General features: G+C 73.3%; 19 protein-coding genes and 1 pseudogene. 13 read left to right on the top strand and 7 right to left on the bottom strand.

From position 1 onward, the window contains the following. The first annotated feature begins 44 nt into the window (after nt 1-44). From ACWC97_RS03280 to ACWC97_RS03270, 3 genes are read left to right on the top strand one after another with little or no spacing between them, the layout of a single operon-like run. Nucleotides 45-1,316: a sensor histidine kinase gene (locus ACWC97_RS03280; RefSeq protein ID WP_450647138.1), complete on the top strand. Its 1,272-nt coding sequence runs from the start codon at nt 45-47 to the stop codon at nt 1,314-1,316. Then, nucleotides 1,301-1,948 (top strand): response regulator transcription factor, encoded by a 648-nt coding sequence (locus ACWC97_RS03275; RefSeq protein WP_352274207.1) that lies wholly within the window; start codon nt 1,301-1,303, stop codon nt 1,946-1,948. The genes ACWC97_RS03280 and ACWC97_RS03275 overlap by 16 nt, the downstream gene beginning before the upstream one ends. A 44-nt stretch (nt 1,949-1,992) precedes the next feature. Next, nucleotides 1,993-2,757, top strand: a complete 765-nt coding sequence (locus tag ACWC97_RS03270) for an SDR family oxidoreductase (RefSeq protein WP_450647136.1) — start codon at nt 1,993-1,995, stop codon at nt 2,755-2,757. 99 nt (nt 2,758-2,856) lie between these two features. Here ACWC97_RS03270 and ACWC97_RS03265 read toward each other — a convergent pair whose 3' ends face one another. Then, nucleotides 2,857-4,350, bottom strand: coding sequence for a DEAD/DEAH box helicase (locus ACWC97_RS03265; protein ID WP_450647134.1), 1,494 nt, complete (start codon nt 4,348-4,350; stop codon nt 2,857-2,859). A 680-nt stretch (nt 4,351-5,030) separates the two neighbouring features. Here ACWC97_RS03265 and ACWC97_RS03260 point away from each other — a divergent pair. From ACWC97_RS03260 to ACWC97_RS03240, 5 genes are all read left to right on the top strand, one after another. After that, nucleotides 5,031-5,501 carry a hypothetical protein gene (locus ACWC97_RS03260; RefSeq protein ID WP_352274210.1) on the top strand — a complete coding sequence of 157 codons (471 nt, stop codon included), beginning with the start codon at nt 5,031-5,033 and terminating at the stop codon, nt 5,499-5,501. Nucleotides 5,502-5,507: 6 nt separating this feature from the next. Continuing rightward, nucleotides 5,508-6,146 (top strand): toxin, encoded by a 639-nt coding sequence (locus ACWC97_RS03255; protein ID WP_352274211.1) that lies wholly within the window; start codon nt 5,508-5,510, stop codon nt 6,144-6,146. 36 nt (nt 6,147-6,182) lie between these two features. Then, complete coding sequence (locus ACWC97_RS03250; RefSeq protein WP_450647131.1) at nt 6,183-7,454, top strand: MAB_1171c family putative transporter; 1,272 nt, start codon at nt 6,183-6,185, stop codon at nt 7,452-7,454. Beyond that, nucleotides 7,451-8,089: a hypothetical protein gene (locus ACWC97_RS03245; protein WP_450647129.1), complete on the top strand. Its 639-nt coding sequence runs from the start codon at nt 7,451-7,453 to the stop codon at nt 8,087-8,089. Before ACWC97_RS03250 ends, ACWC97_RS03245 begins: the two co-directional genes overlap by 4 nt. 142 nt (nt 8,090-8,231) lie before the next feature. Then, entirely contained in the window at nt 8,232-9,077 is an 846-nt protein-coding gene (locus ACWC97_RS03240) for a GNAT family N-acetyltransferase (protein ID WP_450647127.1), read from the top strand. A gap of 41 nt (nt 9,078-9,118) precedes the next feature. Here ACWC97_RS03240 and ACWC97_RS03235 read toward each other — a convergent pair whose 3' ends face one another. Both ACWC97_RS03235 and ACWC97_RS03230 read right to left on the bottom strand, forming a co-directional pair. Continuing rightward, nucleotides 9,119-10,813: a SpoIIE family protein phosphatase gene (locus ACWC97_RS03235; RefSeq protein ID WP_450647125.1), complete on the bottom strand. Its 1,695-nt coding sequence runs from the start codon at nt 10,811-10,813 to the stop codon at nt 9,119-9,121. A gap of 59 nt (nt 10,814-10,872) precedes the next feature. Then, the gene (locus ACWC97_RS03230; protein WP_352274215.1) at nt 10,873-11,145 is read right to left on the bottom strand and encodes a DUF1876 domain-containing protein; all 273 of its coding nucleotides are present in this window, start codon (nt 11,143-11,145) and stop codon (nt 10,873-10,875) included. 316 nt (nt 11,146-11,461) lie between these two features. On the opposite strand from ACWC97_RS03230, the gene ACWC97_RS03225 reads away from it, so the two are divergent. Beyond that, nucleotides 11,462-11,971 (top strand): hypothetical protein, encoded by a 510-nt coding sequence (locus ACWC97_RS03225; RefSeq protein WP_352274216.1) that lies wholly within the window; start codon nt 11,462-11,464, stop codon nt 11,969-11,971. Nucleotides 11,972-12,080: 109 nt separating this feature from the next. Further along, complete coding sequence (locus tag ACWC97_RS03220) at nt 12,081-13,520, top strand: flotillin family protein (protein ID WP_450647123.1); 1,440 nt, start codon at nt 12,081-12,083, stop codon at nt 13,518-13,520. An 87-nt stretch (nt 13,521-13,607) separates the two neighbouring features. On the opposite strand, the gene ACWC97_RS03215 is transcribed toward ACWC97_RS03220, so the two are convergent. Beyond that, the gene (locus tag ACWC97_RS03215; protein WP_352274218.1) at nt 13,608-14,003 is read right to left on the bottom strand and encodes a nitroreductase/quinone reductase family protein; all 396 of its coding nucleotides are present in this window, start codon (nt 14,001-14,003) and stop codon (nt 13,608-13,610) included. A 253-nt stretch (nt 14,004-14,256) separates the two neighbouring features. Here ACWC97_RS03215 and ACWC97_RS03210 point away from each other — a divergent pair. Beyond that, nucleotides 14,257-14,370: pseudogene (locus ACWC97_RS03210) on the top strand (transcriptional regulator); the annotation flags it as partial. Nucleotides 14,371-14,511: 141 nt separating this feature from the next. Here the strand turns inward: ACWC97_RS03210 and cutA are convergent. Further along, entirely contained in the window at nt 14,512-14,844 is a 333-nt protein-coding gene (gene cutA, locus ACWC97_RS03205; RefSeq protein WP_450647121.1) for a divalent-cation tolerance protein CutA, read from the bottom strand. A gap of 140 nt (nt 14,845-14,984) precedes the next feature. Further along, entirely contained in the window at nt 14,985-15,158 is a 174-nt protein-coding gene (locus ACWC97_RS03200; RefSeq protein WP_450647119.1) for a hypothetical protein, read from the bottom strand. 173 nt (nt 15,159-15,331) lie between these two features. Here ACWC97_RS03200 and ACWC97_RS03195 point away from each other — a divergent pair, with 173 nt between their 5' ends. Beyond that, on the top strand, nt 15,332-15,889 hold the full coding sequence (locus ACWC97_RS03195) for a GNAT family N-acetyltransferase (protein WP_450647117.1): 558 nt from the start codon (nt 15,332-15,334) through the stop codon (nt 15,887-15,889). Nucleotides 15,890-16,452: 563 nt separating this feature from the next. Beyond that, a complete protein-coding gene (gene asnB / locus ACWC97_RS03190) occupies nt 16,453-18,360 on the top strand; it encodes an asparagine synthase (glutamine-hydrolyzing) (protein ID WP_450647115.1) in 1,908 nt (635 codons plus the stop codon). Here asnB and ACWC97_RS03185 read toward each other — a convergent pair. Next, nucleotides 18,273-19,973, bottom strand: coding sequence for a hypothetical protein (locus tag ACWC97_RS03185; RefSeq protein ID WP_450647113.1), 1,701 nt, complete (start codon nt 19,971-19,973; stop codon nt 18,273-18,275). The two genes, asnB and ACWC97_RS03185, sit on opposite strands and share 88 nt — an antisense overlap. Nucleotides 19,974-20,156 lie beyond the last annotated feature (183 nt).

Below are 20,156 nucleotides of genomic sequence, written 5' to 3'. Positions count from 1 at the left end.
GCATGATCCGGACGAAGGCCCTGGCGGCGGACGGAGGAGGGGACATGAGGCTGGATGCGGACGCGTGGCCGGTGCGGGTCGGCGCGGGGCTCGCGCGGGCGTGCGCCGTGGCGGCCGTCGCGCTGGCGGTGCCGGCCGTGTGGGCGGCGGCGGTGGCGCTGGGCATCCGGTGGGGGGCGGGGAACCCGTGGTCCTGGCTCGCCCCCCTGGTGCTGGTGTGCGCGGGCACGCTCGGGCTGTCCCGGCCGGTGTGCCGGACCGTCCGTCTGCTCGTCGCGCGCTGGACGGGGACGGTGATCCCGGCCGGGTACCGGCGGGCCGGTCCCGTGACGCAACTGTCCACCGGCCACTGGTGGAACGGCTTCGGCTACGAGCGCACCCGCCGCGACGCGCTGATGGACCAGCGGTGGCGGGTCCGGTGGGGCGACCCGGCCGTCCGGCGCGATCTGCGGTTCGTCCTGGTGCTCCCGTTCACGGCGGGCGTCGTCGCGGTCGTTCCGGCGGCCGGGGTGGCGGGGGCGGTGTACGGGCTCGGCCGGCCCGGGGCGGCCGGGTGGCTCCTCGGGACGCTCGGGGCGGCCGTGGCCGGGGGCTCGGCCCCGTACGCCTGGCGGCCCCTCGTACCGGTGGCCGTGCGCTTCCTGCGGCCCTCGGCCGCGATGGCGCTGGCGGAGCGGGTGGCGGAGCTGACCGCCCAGCGCGCCGACACCACGCTCGCCCAGGCCGCCGAGATCCGCCGGATCGAACGGGACCTGCACGACGGCGCGCAGGCCCGGCTGGTCTCGCTCGGCCTCTCCCTGGCGACCGCGGAGAAGCTGCTGGAGAGCCGCCCCGAGCAGGCCAGGGCGCTGCTGCGGGAGGCCAGGGGCGGGGCCGCCGCCTCGCTGGCGGAGCTGCGCGAGCTGGTCCGGGGGATCAGCCCGCCGGTCCTGACCGAGCGGGGCCTGGTCGACGCCGTCCGCGCCCTCGCCCTGGACGTCCCCCTCGATGTGACCGTCACCGCCGACGCACCGCTGCGCCTGGACGCGCCGATCGAGTCCGCCCTCTACTTCGGCGTCGCCGAGCTGCTGGCCAACACTGTCAAGCACGCCCGCGCGACCCGGGCGCGGGTCCGTTTCCTCCCGATGGGGGAGGGCCGCCCGGGGGTCGTCGTCGAGGTGGCGGACGACGGCCGGGGCGGCCTCGACGAACGGCCCGGCGGCGGACTCGACGGGCTGCGCCGACGGCTGGCGGTCTTCGACGGCACACTGGAGGCCGACGGCCCGCCGGGGGGCCCGACCCGAGTGAGGATGGCGGTGCCGTGCGAATTCTCGTAGCCGAGGATCTCTACCTGCTGCGCGACGGCATGGTCCGGCTGATCGAGGCGTACGGCCACGAGGTGGTGGCGACCGCGGCGACCGGGCCCGAGACGCTCGACGCGCTGCGGACCTGGCGCCCGGACGTGTCCGTCGTCGACGTCCGCATGCCGCCCACCCAGTCGGACGAGGGGCTGCGGGCGGCTCTCGCGGCCCGCGCCGAGACACCCGGACTCCCGGTCCTGATCCTCTCCCAGCACGTCGAGCAGCTCTACGCACGGGAGTTGCTGGCCGACGGCTCGGGGGGCGTCGGCTACCTCCTCAAGGAGAGCGTCTTCGAGGCGGACCAGTTCATCGACGCCCTGGAGCGGGTCGCGGGCGGCGGGACCGCCATGGACCCGGCCGTCATCGCGAGACTGCTGGCCTCCACCGCGCCGGGCGGGCGGCTGGAGCGGCTCACCGACCGGGAGCGCTCCGTACTGGCCCTGATGGCCGAGGGGCTGTCCAACCAGGCGATCGGCCGTCAACTCTTCCTCAGCGAGAGCACGATCGGCAAGTACACCACCTCCCTGTTCGGCAAGCTCGGCATCGTGGACGACGACGACACCCACCGCCGGGTCCGCGCCGTACTCGCCTACCTGAACGCGTCCTGACGCCACGTCAGCCACCCTCCGTCCGTCGACCGAAAGGACCTTCCGTGCCGGACCGCCCCGCCCCCGGGACCCCGCGCCCCGTCACCCTCGTCACCGGCGGCAGCCGGGGCATCGGCGCCGCGACCTGCGTCCGCCTCGCCTCGGACGGCCACGACCTCGCGCTGGGCTATGTGCGCGACGCGGAGGCCGCCGAGCGGACCGCGGCGGCGGTACGGGCCGCCGGGGCGCGCTGCGTCACCGTACGGGCGGACACCGCCGAGGAGGCCGACGTGGAACGGCTCTTCGACACCGCCGCCGAGCAGCTCGGCCCGCTCACCGGCCTGGTCAACAACGCGGGGGTGACCGGCCCGCTCGGGCGGCTCGCCGACACCTCCGCCGAGACCCTGCGCCGGGTCGTCGACGTGAACCTCCTCGGCCATCTGCTCTGCTGCCGCCGGGCCGCCAAGGACCTGGCCGCGAACGGCGGCGGCGCCATCGTCAACCTGTCGTCGGCCGCCGCCACCCTGGGCAGTCCGGGGGACTTCGTCCACTACGCGGCCACGAAGGCGGCGACGGACGCGCTGACGGTGGGCCTCGCCAAGGAGCTGGGCCCCGACGGCATCCGGGTCAACGCCGTCGCCCCGGGGATGATCGACACCGAGATGCACGCCACGGCCGGCGACCCGGACCGGGCGGTGGCGGCCGTCCCCGGCATCCCGCTCGGCCGGATCGGCGCGGCCCCGGAGATCGCCGCCGCGATCAGTTGGCTGCTGTCGACCGAGGCGTCGTACGTGACCGGCGCGGTGCTGCGGGTCTCGGGCGGTCGGTAGCGGCAGATCCTCCGGCGGACCAGGGGCGGCCCGGGGGCGCCGTGCCCCGGCCGTGGGCCGCCGGGCCCGTCCCAGCGGCCCCGTGAACGCCCGCCCCGCTCAGCCGCCCTTGTTGGCGCGCCGCTGCTTGGCGGCGGCGCGCGCCTGGGCCGTGGGCAGGTCCGGGCGGCGCGAGCGGCCCGGCTTCGCGGGACGGCTGCCCAGCCCCCGGAAGTGCGCACCGCCGCCGGCTCCACCCCCGCTGCCGCCGCTGCCGGTCCGTTCGCGGGAGGGGGCCGCGCCGTCGACCGGCACGCCGGAGGGCTCGCGCGCCCCGGTGATCCGGCCCAGCTCGTCGTCCCCGGGGCGGACCTTGGTGGTCCGCGGGGTGATGCCCGCCTCGGCCATCAGCCGTACCGTCTCCCGGCGTTCGGCCGGGAGCGCCAGCGTGACGACGGTGCCGGAGGCCCCGGCGCGGGCGGTGCGGCCGCCCCGGTGCAGATAGTCCTTGTGGTCGGCCGGCGGATCGACGTTGACGACCAGGTCCAGCTCGTCGACGTGGATGCCGCGCGCCGCGACGTCCGTGGCGACCAGCACCGTGACCTGCCCGGCCCGGAACCGGTCCAGCGTGCGGGTGCGCTCCTGCTGGGACCGGCCGCCGTGCAGCGCCGCGGCCCGTACGCCGCTGCCGAGCAGATGGGCGGTGAACCGGTCCGCGGCGTGCTTGGTGTGCAGGAACATGATGACCCGGCCGTCCCGGGCCGCGATCCGGGTCGCGACGGCGAACTTGTCGGCGGGCCGGACCAGGAGCAGATGGTGCTCCATCGTCGCCACCGCACCGGCCACCGGGTCGGCCGCGTGGACCACCGGGTCGTGGAGGTAGCGGGCGACGAGCTGGTCGACGTCGCCGTCCAGGGTCGCGGAGAACAGCAGCCGCTGGCCCTGCGGCCGCACCCGGTCGAGTACGTCGGTGACCTGCGGCAGAAAGCCCATGTCGGCCATCCGGTCGGCCTCGTCCAGGACCGTGACGGCCACCCGGTCCAGCCGGCAGCTCCGGCGCTCGACGAGATCCCGGAGGCGGCCCGGCGTGGCGACGACCACCTCGGCGCCCTCGCGCAACACGGCGGCCTGCGGCGCCACGGGCACCCCGCCGTACAGCGTGGCCATCCGCAGCCGCAGCGCCCGCGCGTACGGGGTGAGCGCCTCGGTGACCTGCTGGGCCAGCTCCCGGGTGGGCACCAGGACCAGGGCCAGCGGCCGGCGGGACTCGGCCCGGCTGCCCGCGGTACGCGCCAGCACGGCGAGCCCGAAGGCGAGCGTCTTGCCCGAGCCCGTCCGGCCCCGCCCCAGGACGTCGCGCCCCGCCAGGGCGCTCGGCAACGTGGCCGCCTGGATCGGGAACGGGGTGGTGACGCCCTCGGCGGCGAGCACCGGCAACAGCGCGGCGGGCAACGGCATTTCGGCGAACCCGGTACCGGAATCGGCGCTTGCGGAATCGGCACCGACCGAATCGGCGCTGGTCGAATCAGCACCGGCGGAATCGGTGCCGGTCGAATCAGCACCGTCGGCGCGGGCCGAATGCGGGATGCGGTCGTGATCGTGGTCGCGGTCCATGACGAGGAACCCTTCCTGACATTGTCGGGGCGGACCGTCCGGAGCCCTCCGGTCCCGGCCGACCGGCCTCGTATCTCACGGCAAACCGCTACTCGACCTCGAATAATAGCATGGCGAAATTTCGCCATTAATGGCATTTGCCTGTCGAATTACGCATGAAGGGGGAAGGTGCGCAAATGTGCTTTCGGGGTCGCGGAGGGAGGGTGAAAGGCTTTTGGTCGGGTCCGGGGAATCGATTTCCTGCCCCGGCGTGCGGCTCCGGTCGCCCGCCCCCCTCGCGCGCCGGTGCGCCCGACCCGGTGCGCCACGCAGGAGGGTGGTTGATGATCGGCCTGGTCGGCGGCCATAATGCGGGTGTAGCCCTTCATGCATCCCCCGTCGTGAAGGGCTACACCCATGCTCCGGGGCCGGTCGCCCGGCGGATGCGTGCACAATGCACGTTTTGTCCGGGGTAAATTCGCGCGCGCCATGTTCTTTCACGGGCAGGGGACTCCCCTCGTGGTCCCCTGCCCGTGTTTTTTCGAGTTAACAGTGACGTAGCGTGTTTACGCAAGTCCGTTCCCGTGCCAGCCACCACTTCGGGTACGCCGCGTCAGCGTTCGTTACAGTACGAGCCCGTTGACCGAATCGATGACCGTGAGCACCGATCGAACGGAAGCGGCGGATACGTGGGGGGCCCGATGGACAGCGCCGAGGAACGCGCACCGGAACTGCGGACCTTGCAGCAGAAGGTCGAGTACATGGTGGAGAAGACTTTCCCGGGGCAGAAGATCTCGGGCCGCTTCTTCGCCGACCTCGTCAAGGAGCGCGGCGGCTCGCTCTCGCACAGCTATTTCTCCAACATCCTCGCGGGCAAGGTCACTCAGCCCTCCGAGGACATCCTCAAGGCGCTCGGCCTGGGCTTCGGCGTGGACTGGCGGTTCTTCAAGGAGGAGTCGGAGGTCGTCGACGACGTCGTGGCCGGGCTCCAGTTCCTCGCGCTGCGCCGCACCGGGGAGATCAGCGGGGTGGCGGGGCGTGGTCTCGACGAGGACGGACTCCCGCCGGAGCTGCTGCAGTTCGCGCTCTCCCTGCTGCGGGAGTCCACGGGCCAGAGCAAGGACCTACCGGGGGCGCCGGGTACGGCCACCCCCGGCGGGTCGGGGAAGTAGCCCTCCATGTCCTTGCGTCAGCTGCGGAAGGAGTGCGAGGCCGGGCTGGCCGACCTGCCGATACCCGCGCCCTTCTCCATCGGCGCGCTGGTGGCGAACATGGAGGCGGCCCGCGGCCGCACCATCGTGCTGCACGAGATGCCCGACCGGCTGGCCCGGGTCAACGCCGCCTGCGGGCTGCGCCTGAAGACCGGCGGGACGAGCTTCGTGCTCTACCGCCGCAGGCCGACCGCGTACCAGACCCAGCACGTGATCCTGCACGAGCTGTGCCACGAGTGGTTCGACCACGGCACCTCGCTCGACCCGGAACAGCTCCGCCGTCTGCTTCCGGTCTTCGACACCTCGCTGATCACCAGGGTGCTGGGCACCGGCCCCGCGACCACCCCCGCACCGTCCGCCTCCGCACCGTCCGCCCCGCCCCCGCCCGCGGTGACCGACCTCGCCGACGCGATCCGGTCGGGGGACGGCACCGTGCAGGCCCGCGCGCAGTACGACACCCACGACGAGCGGATGGCCGAACTCGGCGCCTCGCTCATCCCCCGCATGGCCCTGGACGTGACGAGCGACGACATGGTGGGGCGGCTGGCCAACTCCCTCTCCCGCCCGGTCGCCAACCGCCGCCGCGGCCTGTTCCGCCGAGACTGACCCCGCCGCCCCGTCCCCCACCCCCAAGGACCCGCCGTGACCCCGCTCGACCTCGCCGGCTACCTCATAGCCGCCCTGATGACGGCCGTCGCCCTGTGGCGCATGCCCTCGGCCCTGTGGGGCGACGAGGAGGACAAGCGCCGCCGGGCCCTGTGGGGCTGCTACGCGGGCTTCGCCGCCGCCCTGTGGACCAAGACCCGGGCCGTGCGCATCGCGCTCAACGACAGCGCCGTCACCGACCTCGCCGTACTGATCAAGCACTACACGGCGACGATCGCGATCCTGGCGATCCTCGGCTACATCGTGGCGATCTACGGCCGCTACCCGGACGGCGGGACCGTGCCGCGCCATGTGCGCTTCGCCCGCGCCATCCAGCACGTGGCGGCCAAGGCGTCGATCGCCACGCTGATCCTGCTCACGGTGCTGTTCTTCACCGTCGTCGACCGCTCCGTGCCCTCGGACCGCTTCGTCTCCGACCACGCCGGGCAGTGGGGCGCCACGCTGTACATGAGCGTCTTCTACCTCTACCTCGGCGCCGCGTCGGCCGTCTGCGCGTACCAGTGGGCGCTGGCCACCGCCGGGGCCGGGACGCGCCATCTCCGCGTCGGCCTGGGGATGATGACGTTCGCGATGGTCATCGGTGTCGGCTACACCGTCAGCCGGACCCTGTTCCTGTGGGTCAGTGTCGTCGACACCCCGAGCGAGTCCTTCGCGCTCCGCTTCGACGAGATCACCGAGGCCGCCCAACTGGTGCTGTTCGCCTTCTTCGCCGTGGGCGCCTCGATCCCGGCCCTCAGCAAGGTGCGGCGGCGCGCGAGGCTCTGGCGGGCCCAGGTCCGACTGCACGGCCTCTGGCGCGAGTTGATGACCGCCTTCCCCGAGCAGCCCTTCGACCCGCCGGCCTCGCTGGTCCGCGACATCACCCGCTTCGGCACCCCCGCCGACCTGCGCGTGGACCGTTGGGCGGCCGACATCGCGGACGCGGTGGAGAAGCTGCGCCACTACGTGCCCGACGCCCTGCTGCCCGCCGCGAAGGCCGCCGCCGCGGCGGACGGCGTCACCGCCCCGGGCCGGGCGGGCCCGCTCACCGAGGCGTACTGGATCAAGGCGGCGCTCACCGCCCGCAACGACGGAGCCCCCGCCACCACCGCGGCGGCCGTGGAGACCCAGCACGCCACCGACCAGGAGGGCGAGGTGGCCTGGCTGGTCCGGGTGGCCACCGCCTACCGGACCGTCGACCAGGACCGTGCGGCGCGGGTACTGGCGGACGCCACCGCCGCCCCTTCCGCCATCGAGGAGACCGCATGACCACCACCGACGGCACCACGGAACCCACGGGACTCACGGACAGCGCAGCCGCTGCAGACACCACCGACACCACCGGCACCGCCCGCACCGTCACCGACGTCTTCCAGCCCCGCAACGTCCTGCTCGTGGGCATGCTCGGCATCGGGCTGGCCGCCGCCGGCCACTGGACCGGACTGCTCTGGGGCTTCCTCGGGGCCCTCTGCGCGGGACTGGTGCCCGCCGGGTACATCGAGTGGGAGCGCGGCCGCGGCACCTGGGGCGACCGCCATGTCGTCGACCGGACGAAACGGGCCCCGATCTTCTTCGTCATCCTCGGCTCCATCGGCACCGGTTCGGTCGTGATGGTCCTCGGCCACGCGCCGACCGGCATCCTGCTGGCGATGCTGGCCCTGTGGGCGATGACCGTGGTCCTGCTGGCCGTCAACACGGTGTGGAAGATCTCGGTGGACGCGGCGGTGGCCTCGGCCGTCGTCGCGCTGCTCGCCGCGGTCCATTCGCCGTGGTGGCTGCTCGGCTACACGATGACGGTCGCGGTCTGCTGGTCGCGCGTGGCGCTCCGGTACCACACGGTCGCGCAGGTGATCGCCGGTGCGTCGCTGGGGGCCACCACCGCGACCGCGCTCCTCTTCGGCTGAGGCCGAGGAGGCGGAAGAGGCGAAAGAGGCGGAAGAGGCGGAAGGGGTCGAGGAGGTCGAGACCGGGGCTCCGGCCGCCCGGATCCCCCGCTCGGCCGAAACCCGCCGCTGAACGGTCGGCCCGTGGGGTACGGCTTGCCCCGTGCCGAACTTCGAGATCACCATCGCCAGCGCCGACGACCTCGCCCTGCTCACCGAGTGGGCCCACGAGGAGAGCTGGAACCCCGGGCTGACCGACCGTCACGCCTTCCACGCCGCCGACCCCCGCGGCTTCCTGATCGGACGGCTGGACGGCGAGCCCGTCTCCTGCGTCTCCGTCGTCCGCTACGGCCCCGACTTCGGGTTCCTCGGCTTCTACCTCGTCCGGCCGCACCTGCGCGGGCAGGGGTACGGGATCCGGACCTGGCGGGCCGGGATGGCGCGGCTGGCGGGCCGCAACGTGGGCCTGGACGGGGTGGTGGACCAGCAGGCCAACTACCGTAAGTCCGGCTTCCGTTCGGCCTGGACGACGATGCGTTACGAGGGGCTGCCGCCCGCCCGGCCGGTCCCGGACGGGGTGCAGCTGGTCGACGGGCGGGCGGTCGCCTTCGACCGGCTCGCCGCGTACGACCGCCGCTTCTTCCCGGCCGAGCGCGACAGTTTCCTGGCCCCGTGGATCGCCCACCCCACCCGGGTCTCGCTCGCCGCCGTCCGCGACGGCGAGCTGTGCGGGCTGGCCGTGACGCGCCCCTGCCGGGCCGCCTCCCGCATCGGCCCGGTGTACGCGGAGTCGCCGGAGGTGGCCGGGGCGCTGGTCGGCGCGCTGGCGGCGGCCGATCCCGGGGTGCCGGTCGCGGTCGACGTGCCCGACGTCAACCCGGCGGCGGTGCGGCTCGCCGAGGAGCTGGGCCTGAGCCCGTCGTTCGAGACCGCCCGGATGTACACCGGACCGGTGCCGGAGTTCGACCGCTCCGGCCTCTTCGGCGTCACCAGCCTGGAACTCGGCTGAACCGGCCCTGAGCCGGCCCCGGCCGCACGGACCGGCCCGGCTCAGGTGGCGTCGTACGTCTCCGGCCGGGGCGGGACCGGATCCCGGGACCGGGTCCGGGAGGCGAGTACGGCTATGTCGTCCTCGGCACCCGGACCGAACCGGTCCAGGACCCCGTCCAGCAGGTCGTCGAGGCTGCCGTCGGACGGCATGGTCAGCTCCCGCAGCCGGCGGACCGAGGTGTCGATGTCCTCGCCCCGCCGCTCCACCAGCCCGTCCGTGTACAGGAAGAGCACCGTACGGGGATCGAATTCCAGCCGGGTCGTCCGGTAGCCCCCGAACCCGGCCCCGAGCGGCGGCCCCACCGCGATCTCCTCGCACACCCGGGTCCCCGCGAGCGGGTCGATCAGCACCGGCGGCAGATGCCCGGCGCTCGACACCTCGCAGGCCGCGCCGTACCGGTCGACGACGGCCAGCAGACAGGTCGCGGCCCGGTCCAGCCCGGACCGTTCGACCATCCGGTCCAGCTGCTCCAGGATCTGGTGCGGCTCCAGCTCGTCGTCGGCGAACATCCGCAGCAGGGAGCGGTAGTGGCTCATGGCCACCGCCGCCTCCACCCCGTGCCCCATCACATCGCCCATCGCCTTCAGATGGCGCCCGTCCCGCAGCGGGATGACGTCGAACCAGTCGCCGCCCACCATGACGCTCCGGTCGGCCGGCAGATAGCGGGTGGCGATCTCGATGTGCGGATGCGGCGGACGCGGCTCGGAGAGCAGGGAGCGCTGGAGTTCCAGGGCGATGGTGTGCTCGTGCGCGTACCGGCGGGCGTGGTCCATGTCGACGGCGGCCCGCGCGGCCAGCTCCCGGGCTATCACCACGTCCTCGTCGGTGAAGACCGGCGAGTCCCCCGACCGGATCAGCCCGAGGACGCCGAGCGGACCGGACCGCACCGCGACGGGCACGATGAGCGCCGAGTGCAGTTCCAGGGCCCGGTAGGAGGCCAGCCGCTCGGGGCCGGGCGCGGAGCGCAGCAGCTGCGCGTCGGTGGTGTAGTTCTCCACCACCGGCCGGCCGCTGGCCAGGCAGCGCGGGACGGCCGCGCTCTCCTGGTAGTCGATGTACTCACCGGCCACCCCGAAGCCGAAGCTCTCCAGATCCTCCGCCAGCTCCGGCGTGGCCCGCAACGCCGCCCGTCGCAGCCGGAGCACCCCCGGGGGCGCGCGCCGCACGGGCGCGGCGACGTCCGGCGGGAAGACCTCGACGATCGCGACGTCCGCCAGTCCCGGCACGACCAGCCCGGCCAGCTCCGCGCAGGTCGTGTCCATGTCGAGGGTGGTGCCGATCCGGGTGGTCGCGGTGTCCAGCAGGTTCAGATGGCGCCGGGCCTGCTCCAGCTCCCGCTGGCGGCGGTCGGCGGCCATCACCTCCAGCACGATCGCGGCCACGCCGATGACCCGCCCGTGGGACTCCAGACGGTGGAACGCCCCCTGCCAGTACCGCCGTACGCGCGTGTCGCGGGCGGTGAACCCGCTGATGGTGACCTCCCGGGGCTTCCCGTCCGCCAGCACCGCACGCATCAGGTCCTCGCGCGCGTCGAGCCGGGGCAGCGCCTCGTCGATGGTGCGGCCCAGGTGCTCGGAGGCGGGGAGGCCGTTGATCCGTTCGAGTGCCGGGTTGACGTAGCGGTAGCGCAACCGGTCGTCGAGGACGGCCACCCCCGCCGGGGTTCCGTCGAGCAGCGCCGCCAGCGCCTCCATTTCGAGTGGTGCGGGGCGGTCGTCGTCCGCGTCGGCCCGGTGCGGGTCGTCTGCCCGGTTCAGGTCAGCGGGTGCGAGGTCCGGCCGGACGCCTCGTCGATCTCGTCGTGTGCCTTCGTCAGCATCTTCATCGCCAGCTCGTTGAGGGCCCTGGCCCCCGCGATCTCCTCGCCCACCCGTGGCTGGGACTGGTCGGAGGGATGGCGGCTGGCGTAACCATGGGCCCGCACCTCGGACCCGTCCGGGAGTCGTACGAGGGCGGCCGCGCGGGTGCGGTGGGTGTCCTCCTCGAACTCCAGCTCCACATGCCATCCGACGGTTGTCATCACCATGACGATCACCTCGTTACCAGCGTGCGCCCGTTCCCCCGCCCGCGCACCATGACCAGGTGTTGTCCACAGCCTGTGGACAGTGTGTTCCGATGGTGCGCCCGGCCGTGCTCCGGCCGTGCTCCGGCCGCGCAACCCCGGCATAAAGGGCGCGTAAAAGATTGCCGGAACCCGGCAGTGACGACCGGGTGTACGTATGGGACCATCCAGCCAGTTCGACGGAATTGTTTCGATGTCCGGCGTCCGGCTCCGATGTCCGGCGTCCGATGTCCGGGATTCGATGGATTCCGACCGGGGGATCGGGGAGGGTGATGTTCGCATGAACGTGTTCCTGGGTCTCGGCATTGCCGGGATCGTGTTGCTCGTCCTGTCCCTGATCTTCGACGGGATACTCGAAGGTCTCCTCGGGGGCGTTCTGGACGGCCTGTTCGACGGGCTCCTCTCGCTCCCGGTCATCGCCGGGTTCCTCTCGATGCTCGGCTTCGGGGGCGCGATCGTGCTCGGTACCACCGGCGCAGGTACGGTCGTGGCGACCGCCGCCGGAGTCCTGGCCGGGCTGGTGGCGGCCTGGCTGACCTGGAAGCTGAGCCGGGCCCTGATGCGCGACCAGACCAGCGTCACCCCGCGCGGCGACGACCTCGTCGGCACGTCGGGCTCGGTCGTCACGGCCATCCCGGCCGAGGGGTACGGAGAGGTCCTGCTGAGCCTCGCCGGCCAGCCCGTGAAGCTGGCGGCGAAGAGCCCGACGCCGATCGCCCGGGGCACCGAGATCTGGGTGGAGGCCGCGCTGTCGACCACCTCGGTCGCCGTCCGCCCCGTCGAACACTGACCGCCACCCGCACCGACCACCCACCGCGCCCGGACACGCACCCTCGCCCGCGCGCGGCGCACTGCCCGAACCTAGCTGCCGCCCCGAGAGGCGACAGGGGGGACACCTCATGAGCCCAGTCGTGACCGCGGTCGCCGGAGTCGTCGTACTCCTGGTGCTGCTCGCACTCGTCGTCATCACCCGCTACAAGGTCGCCGGGCCCAGCGAGGCGTTCATCATCACCGGCCGCCGGGGCAAGAAGTCGACCGACCCGGTGACCGGCCGGACCAGCATCGACAACAGCGGCCAGAAGGTCGTGGTCGGCGGCGGAGTCTTCGTCGTCCCGTTCGTCCAGCAGAAGTTCACCCTGGACCTCTCCAGCCGGCACATCCCGATCGCGGTGCGCGGCGCCGTCACCCTGCGCGGGGTCAAGTCCAACCTGGAAGGCGTCGCGATCGTCAAGGTCGGCGGCAGCGAGGAAGCGATCCGCGCCGCCGCCCAGCGCTTCCTCCAGCAGCAGGACGGCATCGTCGGCTTCACCCAGGAAGTGCTCTCCGGCGCGCTGCGCGCCATCGTCGGCCGGATGTCGGTCGAGGACATCATCCGGGACCGCGCCGCCTTCGCCGGACAGGTCGCGGAGGAGGCCGAGGCCAGCCTCTCCGGCCAGGGCCTGATCCTGGACGCCTTCCAGATCCAGGACATCACCACCGAGGGCTCCTACCTGGAGGACCTCGGCCGCCCGGAGGCCGCCCGCGCCAAGCAGGAGGCGGACATCGCCGAGGCGATCGCCAAGCGCGCCTCCGAGCAGGCCCGGCTGAAGGCGGCCGAGGAGATCGCCATCGCCGAGCGGACCTTCTACCTCAAGCAGGCCGAGATCAAGGCCGAGACGGAAGCCGCTGCCGCCCAGGCGAACGCGGCGGGCCCGCTCGCCGAGGCCGCCCGCCAGCAGGACATCCTCGCGGAGCAGGAGAAGGTCGCCGAGCGCCAGGCCGCCCTGACCGACCGCGAACTCGACACCAAGATCCGCAAGCCCGCCGACGCCGCCCGCTACCAGGCCGAGCAGGAGGCCGAGGCCCGCCGGATCGCCCAGGTCAAGGAGGCCGAGGCCGACGCGGAGCGCGCCCGGCTGACCGGCCAGGGTGAGAAGCTGCACCGTTCGGCGCTGGCCGACGCCGTCCGCATCGAGGGCGAGGCGGAGGCCGCGGCCATCGCGGCGAGGGGTTCCGCCGAGGCCGAGGCCATGCACAAGAAGGCCGACGCCTTCGAGCGGTACGGCGACGCGGCCGTGCTCCAGATGCTCGTCGAGGTGCTGCCGCAGGTCGTCGCCAAGGCGTCCGAGCCGCTCAGCGCGGTCGACAAGATGACCGTGATCTCCACGGACGGCGCGAGCCAGCTGTCCCGCACGGTCACCGACAACGTCGCCCAGGGCATGGAACTCCTCAGCTCCACCACGGGAGTCGACCTCGGCGCCCTGCTCCAGAACCTCCAGTCCAAGTCCGGCAAGAAGCCCGGGACCCCGTCCCAGGCCCCTGCCCCGGCCGCCGAGACCCCCATCGAGATCACCGACTGACGAAGCGGCCACCGCACCGCCAACACCACGTGCCCGGACGGGAGTCGACCGTCCGGGCACACCCATGTGCGCACGACACCCCCGGGCTCAGTCCGCCAGATCGACCCGCACCGTCAGCAACCGCGTACCGACCGCCCGGACGACGGCACTGTTGTAACGCGGCAGGGTACGGAGCCGGGCCCGCGCGTCGTCGTCCGGCAGCGGGTGGGCCGTGCCGTTGTGCCAGCGCCCGCCGATCCGCACCCGGACCCGGGGATCGGCCTGGATGTTCCGGACGTACTGCGACTTCGTCCCGTACTCCGAGACCAGCCAGAACTCCTGCCCCACCTTCCGCCCCCCGACCGGCGTCCGGCGCGGCCGGCCGGAGCTGCGTCCCGTGGTCTCCAGCAGGATCTGCGTCTTCGACCGTCTGGCCAGCGGATTGACGACGTTCCGCTGAAGCGCGGTGACCGCCTTGAACTTCAGCTCCCGAAAGTCCGCCATCGCGTACCCCTCCCGTGGCTCCACGCCTCCGTCCCCGCGAGCCTACGACCCGGCCCCCGCCCCCACGCCGCAGCCGAAACCGGGCGTGGCGCCCCGCTCGCGGGCTCTCGGCGCGACAGGTCGCGGACGGGAGCTCTCAGCTCTGGCCCCGCATCTCGGCCAGGCGCATGGACCGGGTCCGCTGCAGCCACTCCAGGTCGTCCAGGACAGGGTTGCCCGACTGGGTCTCCCGCCGCGCCCCAGGACCCCGGTCGGGAACCAGCTACGTGCGGTCCTCCCCGTGCTGTTGGATGACCGGGAGCTGTCGGCGCGAGCGCGGCGGGAGTTGGAGGGCATCCGGTACGCGATCCGCCTCGCAGAGGCGTGAGAGGAGAAGACCGTGGAGCTCCTGGCCCAGGGAACCCTCGACTGCCTCCGGACAGCACTCGGGGAGGCGGAGACCCAGACGCGTCCGGGCGCCCGCCCGACACCCTGACCGGCCGGGCAGACGGCGCCCAGAGGGACGGCGTCACCCCGGTCGGCCGGTGGCCGTCTCCTCGCGCACCCAGGACAGATAGGCGTCGCTGCCCCGGGTGATCGGGGTGGCGATGATCTCCGGGGTGTCGTAGTCGTGGGCCTGGGAGAGGTGGGCCTCCAGCTCCGGGTAGCGGTCGGCGGTCGTCTTGTACAGGACGCGCCATTCCTGGTCCGCCCGCACCTCGCCCTCCCACCGGTACACGCTGGTGATCGGTCCGTCGATCTGCGCACAGGCCGCCACTCTCGCCTCCACTGCGCTCGCGGCGAGCGCGCGGGCGTTCTCGGCGGTGTCGGTCGTGGTCAGGACGGTCAGGTACTCGGCCACGGGCGGTCTCCTTCGTACGGTGTCCCCGGGACCGTACCCGGCGCCGGAGAGGTTGCTCCCCATGCATGCGGTGGCTCCCGCGGCCGGAGCGCCTGAGCAGGGGCTTCGGCCGCGGGAGTTCGGGTGGTGGGCCGGAGCGGTCAGCCGATCGCGATGTCGTCGACCAGGAAGATGGTCGACAGGTAGGCGTCCTCGGTGCCGGCGATCTCCAGCTTCACCGTCTGGCCCTTGAAGGCGGACAGGTCGATGGTCTTCTGGACGTAGCCGGCACTGGCGTTGGCGTTGGAGTAGGTGGGGCTAGGACCTGTCTTCAAACTGCCGCCTGCCGTGCGGCGCCCGGCACGCACGCTCGCCGCGTTGTCGGGGTCACCCCGATACATCCAGTATCGGAGCGACCCTCCGCCTTGCGATCGCACGCACCGGACACCGCACGGCCCGGCCTCCGGCCGGACGACGGCAGTTCGAAGACAGGTCCTAGGGTGGCCGGATGACCGAACGTGAGTATCTGGCCGAGGGGCGGAGGGTGGGGATCCGCCCCTTCACCCCGGGCGACGCCGAGGAGTTCACCGCCCGCGCACGGGAGAGCCGGGAGCTGCACCGGCCCTGGCTCTTCCCGCCCGAGGACCCCGCCGCGTACACCGCGTACGCGGACCGGCTGACCGGCGACCCGGCCAGGGCGGGCTTCCTCGTCTGCGAGCGCGGCGGCACGGACGGCCGGGCGGACGCGATCGCCGGATTCATCAACATCAACAACATCGTCGCCGGGGCGTTCTGCTGCGGCGCCCTCGGCTACGGGGCCTTCGCCCACGCGGCCGGGCGCGGCCTGCTCGGCGAGGGGCTGCGCCTGGTCCTGGACCACGCCTTCGGCCCGCTCGGACTGCACCGCCTGGAAGCCAACATCCAGCCCGGCAACGCCGGTTCGATCGCGCTGGTCCGGCGGGCCGGCTTCCGGCTCGAAGGCTTCTCGCCGGACTTCCTCTTCATCGACGGCGCCTGGCGCGATCACGAACGGTGGGCCGTCACGGCGGAGATGACCGGCCGATAGGGGTGCGGCGGGGCGGGACCGTGCGGCTCCACCGTCTCCTGGCCGTCCCGCCCGGTGGCCAGGGTCGGTAACGCGTACGTCGTCGACGGCACCGGCACCCCGACCTCCGGCATCGCCACCGTGCCGTCGACGGCTATCCTCCCACCCGCTGACCTGCGCCTTTCCGTCCGCTGCCGTCCTCGCTCCCCGGTCGCATACTGGGGAGAGCGGGGCGGCACGGGCGCGGGCCGTGCGGGGGAGCCGCCGCCCCGGTTGGGCAAGAATTTGCCCGTGGCCGAATATCGCCTGCCCGCGGGGCGTGAAAGCCGTGCTCGCAGGGGTTACGGAGGTCCGGCAGCCGTATACGAATCGTTCTACGAAGCGGAAAACCGCGGCCGAAAGCAGCCGACGCGACCACCTGGACCGGTCGCGCTCGTGTTGACCGCGAGCGGGCACGGGCGGACGCTCGCCATATAGCTGCTGAATACAACTGGTTCGGCCGGCCGCCGTCGCCCGGTACGCCCACGAGAGGGGCGGCACCGTGCGTACGGGCATCCGGGACGGACCGGATCAGGAGGACGCGCATGTGCGGCATAGTCGGCTGGGTCTCCTTCGACCGCGATCTACGGGCGGCCGAGCAGGTCACGGCGGTGGAAGCGATGACGGAGACCATGGCCTGCCGGGGCCCGGACGACCAGGGCGTCTGGAACGCCCCGCACGCCTCGCTCGGCCACCGGCGGCTCGCCATCATCGACCTGCCCGGCGGGCGCCAGCCCATGAGCGCCGGCACCCCCGAGGGCGCGGTCGCGCTCGTCTACTCCGGCGAGGCGTACAACTACACCGAGCTCCGCGAGGAGCTGATCGCACGCGGACACCGGTTCACCACCGACTCGGACACCGAGGTGGTGCTCCGCGGCTACCTGGAGTGGGGGGAGCACCTCGCCGAGCGGCTGAACGGCATGTACGCCTTCGCGATCTGGGACGGCCGCCACGACCGGCTCGTCATGATCCGTGACCGGATGGGCGTCAAGCCCTTCTACTACTGGCCGACGCCCGACGGGGTCCTGTTCGGCTCGGAGCCCAAGGCGATCCTCGCCAACCCGCTGGCCCGTCCCCGGGTGACCCTCGACGGGCTGCGGGAACTCTTCACCATGGTCAAGAACCCCGGCCATGCCGTCTGGGACGGCATGTACGAGGTGCAACCCGGCACGGTCGTCACCGTGGACCACTCCGGACTGCGCACCCGTGTCTACTGGCGGCTGGAGACCCGTCCGCACACCGACGACCAGGACACCACGGTCGCCACCGTCCGCGCGCTCCTCGACGACATCGTCCGCCGCCAGCTGGTCTCCGACGTCCCCCGGTGCGTCCTGCTCTCCGGCGGGCTCGACTCCTCGACGGTCACCGCGCTCGCCGCCCGGCAGCTCGCCGAGACCGGCGAGAAGGTCCGCACCTTCGCCGTCGACTTCGTCGGCCGCACCGAGAACTTCGTCGCCGACGAACTGCGCACCACCCCCGACACCCCGTTCGTCCACGACGTGGCCCGGCAGTCCGGCACCCTCCACCAGGACATCGTGCTCGACCCCGGCACCCTCGCCGACCCGGGGGTACGGGCCAGGATGATCCGGGCCCGCGATCTGCCGATGGGCCTCGGCGACATGGACTCCTCGCTCTACCTGCTCTTCCGGGCCATCCGCGAGCACTCCACCGTCGCCCTGTCCGGCGAGTCCGCCGACGAGGTCTTCGGCGGCTACCTCCAGTTCTTCGACGAGAAGGCCCGCACCGCCGACACCTTCCCCTGGCTGGTGCGGATGGCCGAACACTTCGGCGACGACGCCGATGTGCTCCGCCCCGACCTCGGCGAGGCCCTGGACCTCGGCGGATACATCCAGGACAGCTACCGCACCGCCGTCGCCGACATCGAACGGCTCGACGGCGAGAGCGACTTCGAGTACCGGATGCGCCGGATCTGCCACCTCCACCTCACCCGCTTCGTCCGCGTCCTGCTCGACCGCAAGGACCGCGCGAGCATGGCGGTCGGCCTGGAGGTCCGGGTGCCGTTCTGCGACCACCGGCTCGTCGAGTACGTCTACAACGCGCCCTGGGCGCTCAAGTCGTTCGACGGCCGGGAGAAGAGCCTGCTGCGCGAGGCCGCAGCCGACGTACTGCCCCGCTCGGTGTACGACCGGGTCAAGAGCCCCTACCCCTCCACCCAGGACCCCGAGTACGCCGTCGCCCTCCAGGAACACGCCCGCGCACTCCTCGCCGACCCGGACCACCGCGTCTTCGAACTCGTCGACCGCGACCGGCTCCGCAGGGCCGCCGAGCGCCAGGCCCCGCAGATCACCGCCGCCTCCCGGCGCGGCCTGGAACGCGCCCTGGACCTGGCCGCCTGGATGGAGCTCTACGACCCCGAACTGGTCCTGGACGAACCGGCCGGACCCTCCCCGGCCGGAGACGGCCGGCCGGAGTCCTCGGGCACCTCCTCGTAGGCGAGCCACTGGGCGAAGGCGTGCAGCCCGCGCGCCCGCCCGGTGGCGGGCGCCCAGCCCGCCGGGAGCGGAGCCGCCACCGGGCGGCGCCACCCGGGCCGGGCGCCCGCCACCGGCCGCACCGGTACGGGCCGCACCGCGTCGTGCACGGCCTGCGCCAACTCCGCCGCCGTGCACGGCTTCTCCGGCACGACCGCGAAATCCCGCCCCCGGGGCCGGGTGCGCAGCACCACCGCGATCGCGTCGGCGAGGTCGGTCACGTACACCGGCCACACCTCCGCGTCCGGGTCGCCCTCGGCCACCACCGGGCGGCTGCGCAGCGCGTCCCACACCATCCGGCCGATGGGGGAGCGGCGCGAACAGCCGGGACCGTACACCTCGCCCACGTGCAGCGTGTACGGGACCTGCTCGTCCGGCGGACGGACCGTGACCCGGGGCTCGGGGGAGCCCAGCGCGGTCAGGTCGATCACCGAGGCGGACCGCTCCGACAGATCGGCCAGCCTGCGCGCGAGGTGCTCCCCGAGCGGGTTCGCGGCCCCGTGCCAGACGGGACCGCCCGGCCGCCGACGGGGCGGGCGCCGGCCGTCGGCGGCCTCCCGCCCGGCCTCGAGCGCCCGGTGCGCCACCTCGGCCAGGGGTGCGCGACGGTGCGCGAGGTGCTCCTCCGTGCTGTTGTTGCTGATGCCGCCGGTGCCGATCGTCGCCACCGACTCCGCGTACGCCGCCGACGCCCCGGGCGGGACGTCGAGCCCGGCGCGGACCGCCTCGAACCCCATGGCCAGGGCGGTCAGCCAGGTCCCCCGCACATCCGGTCCGGGCGCCCCGGCACCCGGCGGGCGCAGCAGCGTGCCGGGCAGCCCGGCCCCGCGCAGGTACTGCTCGGTGTCCAGATGCAGCCACCGCTCGGGGCCGGGCCCCGCGACCCGCACCGCGCACTGCGCCACCGAGTGCTTGAAGAACGGCACCACCGACAGGCCGGTCAGCGTCCGGCCCTCCTGGCCGGGCAGGTCGCCGGGGACGAAGCAGACCGAGCGGCGCGGGCCCCGGAAGGCGTTCCCGGAGATCGAGCCGCGGTCCTCGTGCTCGGCGAGATTGGGCACCGCGACATAGCGGGGCACGCCCCGGGCGGTGAGGTAGCGGTGCATCAGGATGTCGTCCGGCCAGCCGCCGAGCCGCTGCCGCCCGTACGCCACGAATCCCTCGGCGACCCGGCGGGGCAGCACGATCGCCACGCACGGGAAGTACTCGTTGACCGCCCCGACCCAGCGGGCGCCCGCCATCGTCCCCATCCGGACCGCCGCCCCGTTGCGCGAGTCCCAGAGCGCGAACAGGGCCAGCGCCGCGTCCGGCAGCTCCTCGACGGCGGACCGCACCCGGTCCAGGAAGGTTTCGGACAACACCATGTCGTCCTGGACCACCAATTGATGGGTGGCCCCCTCCTCGATCGAGGACCAGGCGGCGAGCGCGGTGCGCAGCACCGACGGGGTGCCGGTGGGATCGGGGTCCATGACGACCCGGAAGAGGCCGCCGTCCACGCTCAGGGCCAGTTCCTCGGCCGCCGCGCGGCGTCTGGGGTGGGTCATGACCACCGCGCTGAGCCGTGGGCGTGCCATAGGTCCTCCCTGGGTCCGAACCGGCCCGGCCCGCACCGGACACCCCGCGGGGACCGGATCCGCCAGCCGGATTCGGACAGTACGGGCGGCGCGGACGGCCCGCAAGAGTGCCGAAACGGCCCTCTGGCAGAGGGACGACGAGCCCGGGAATGCTGGGGCCGGTATGCGCCGGAGCCCGGGGCC

It is taken from the genome of Streptomyces sp. NPDC001108 (genome assembly GCF_053598535.1).
Note: the sequence above shows the minus strand (reverse complement) of the source record. Positions and strands in the feature narration are given on the sequence as shown.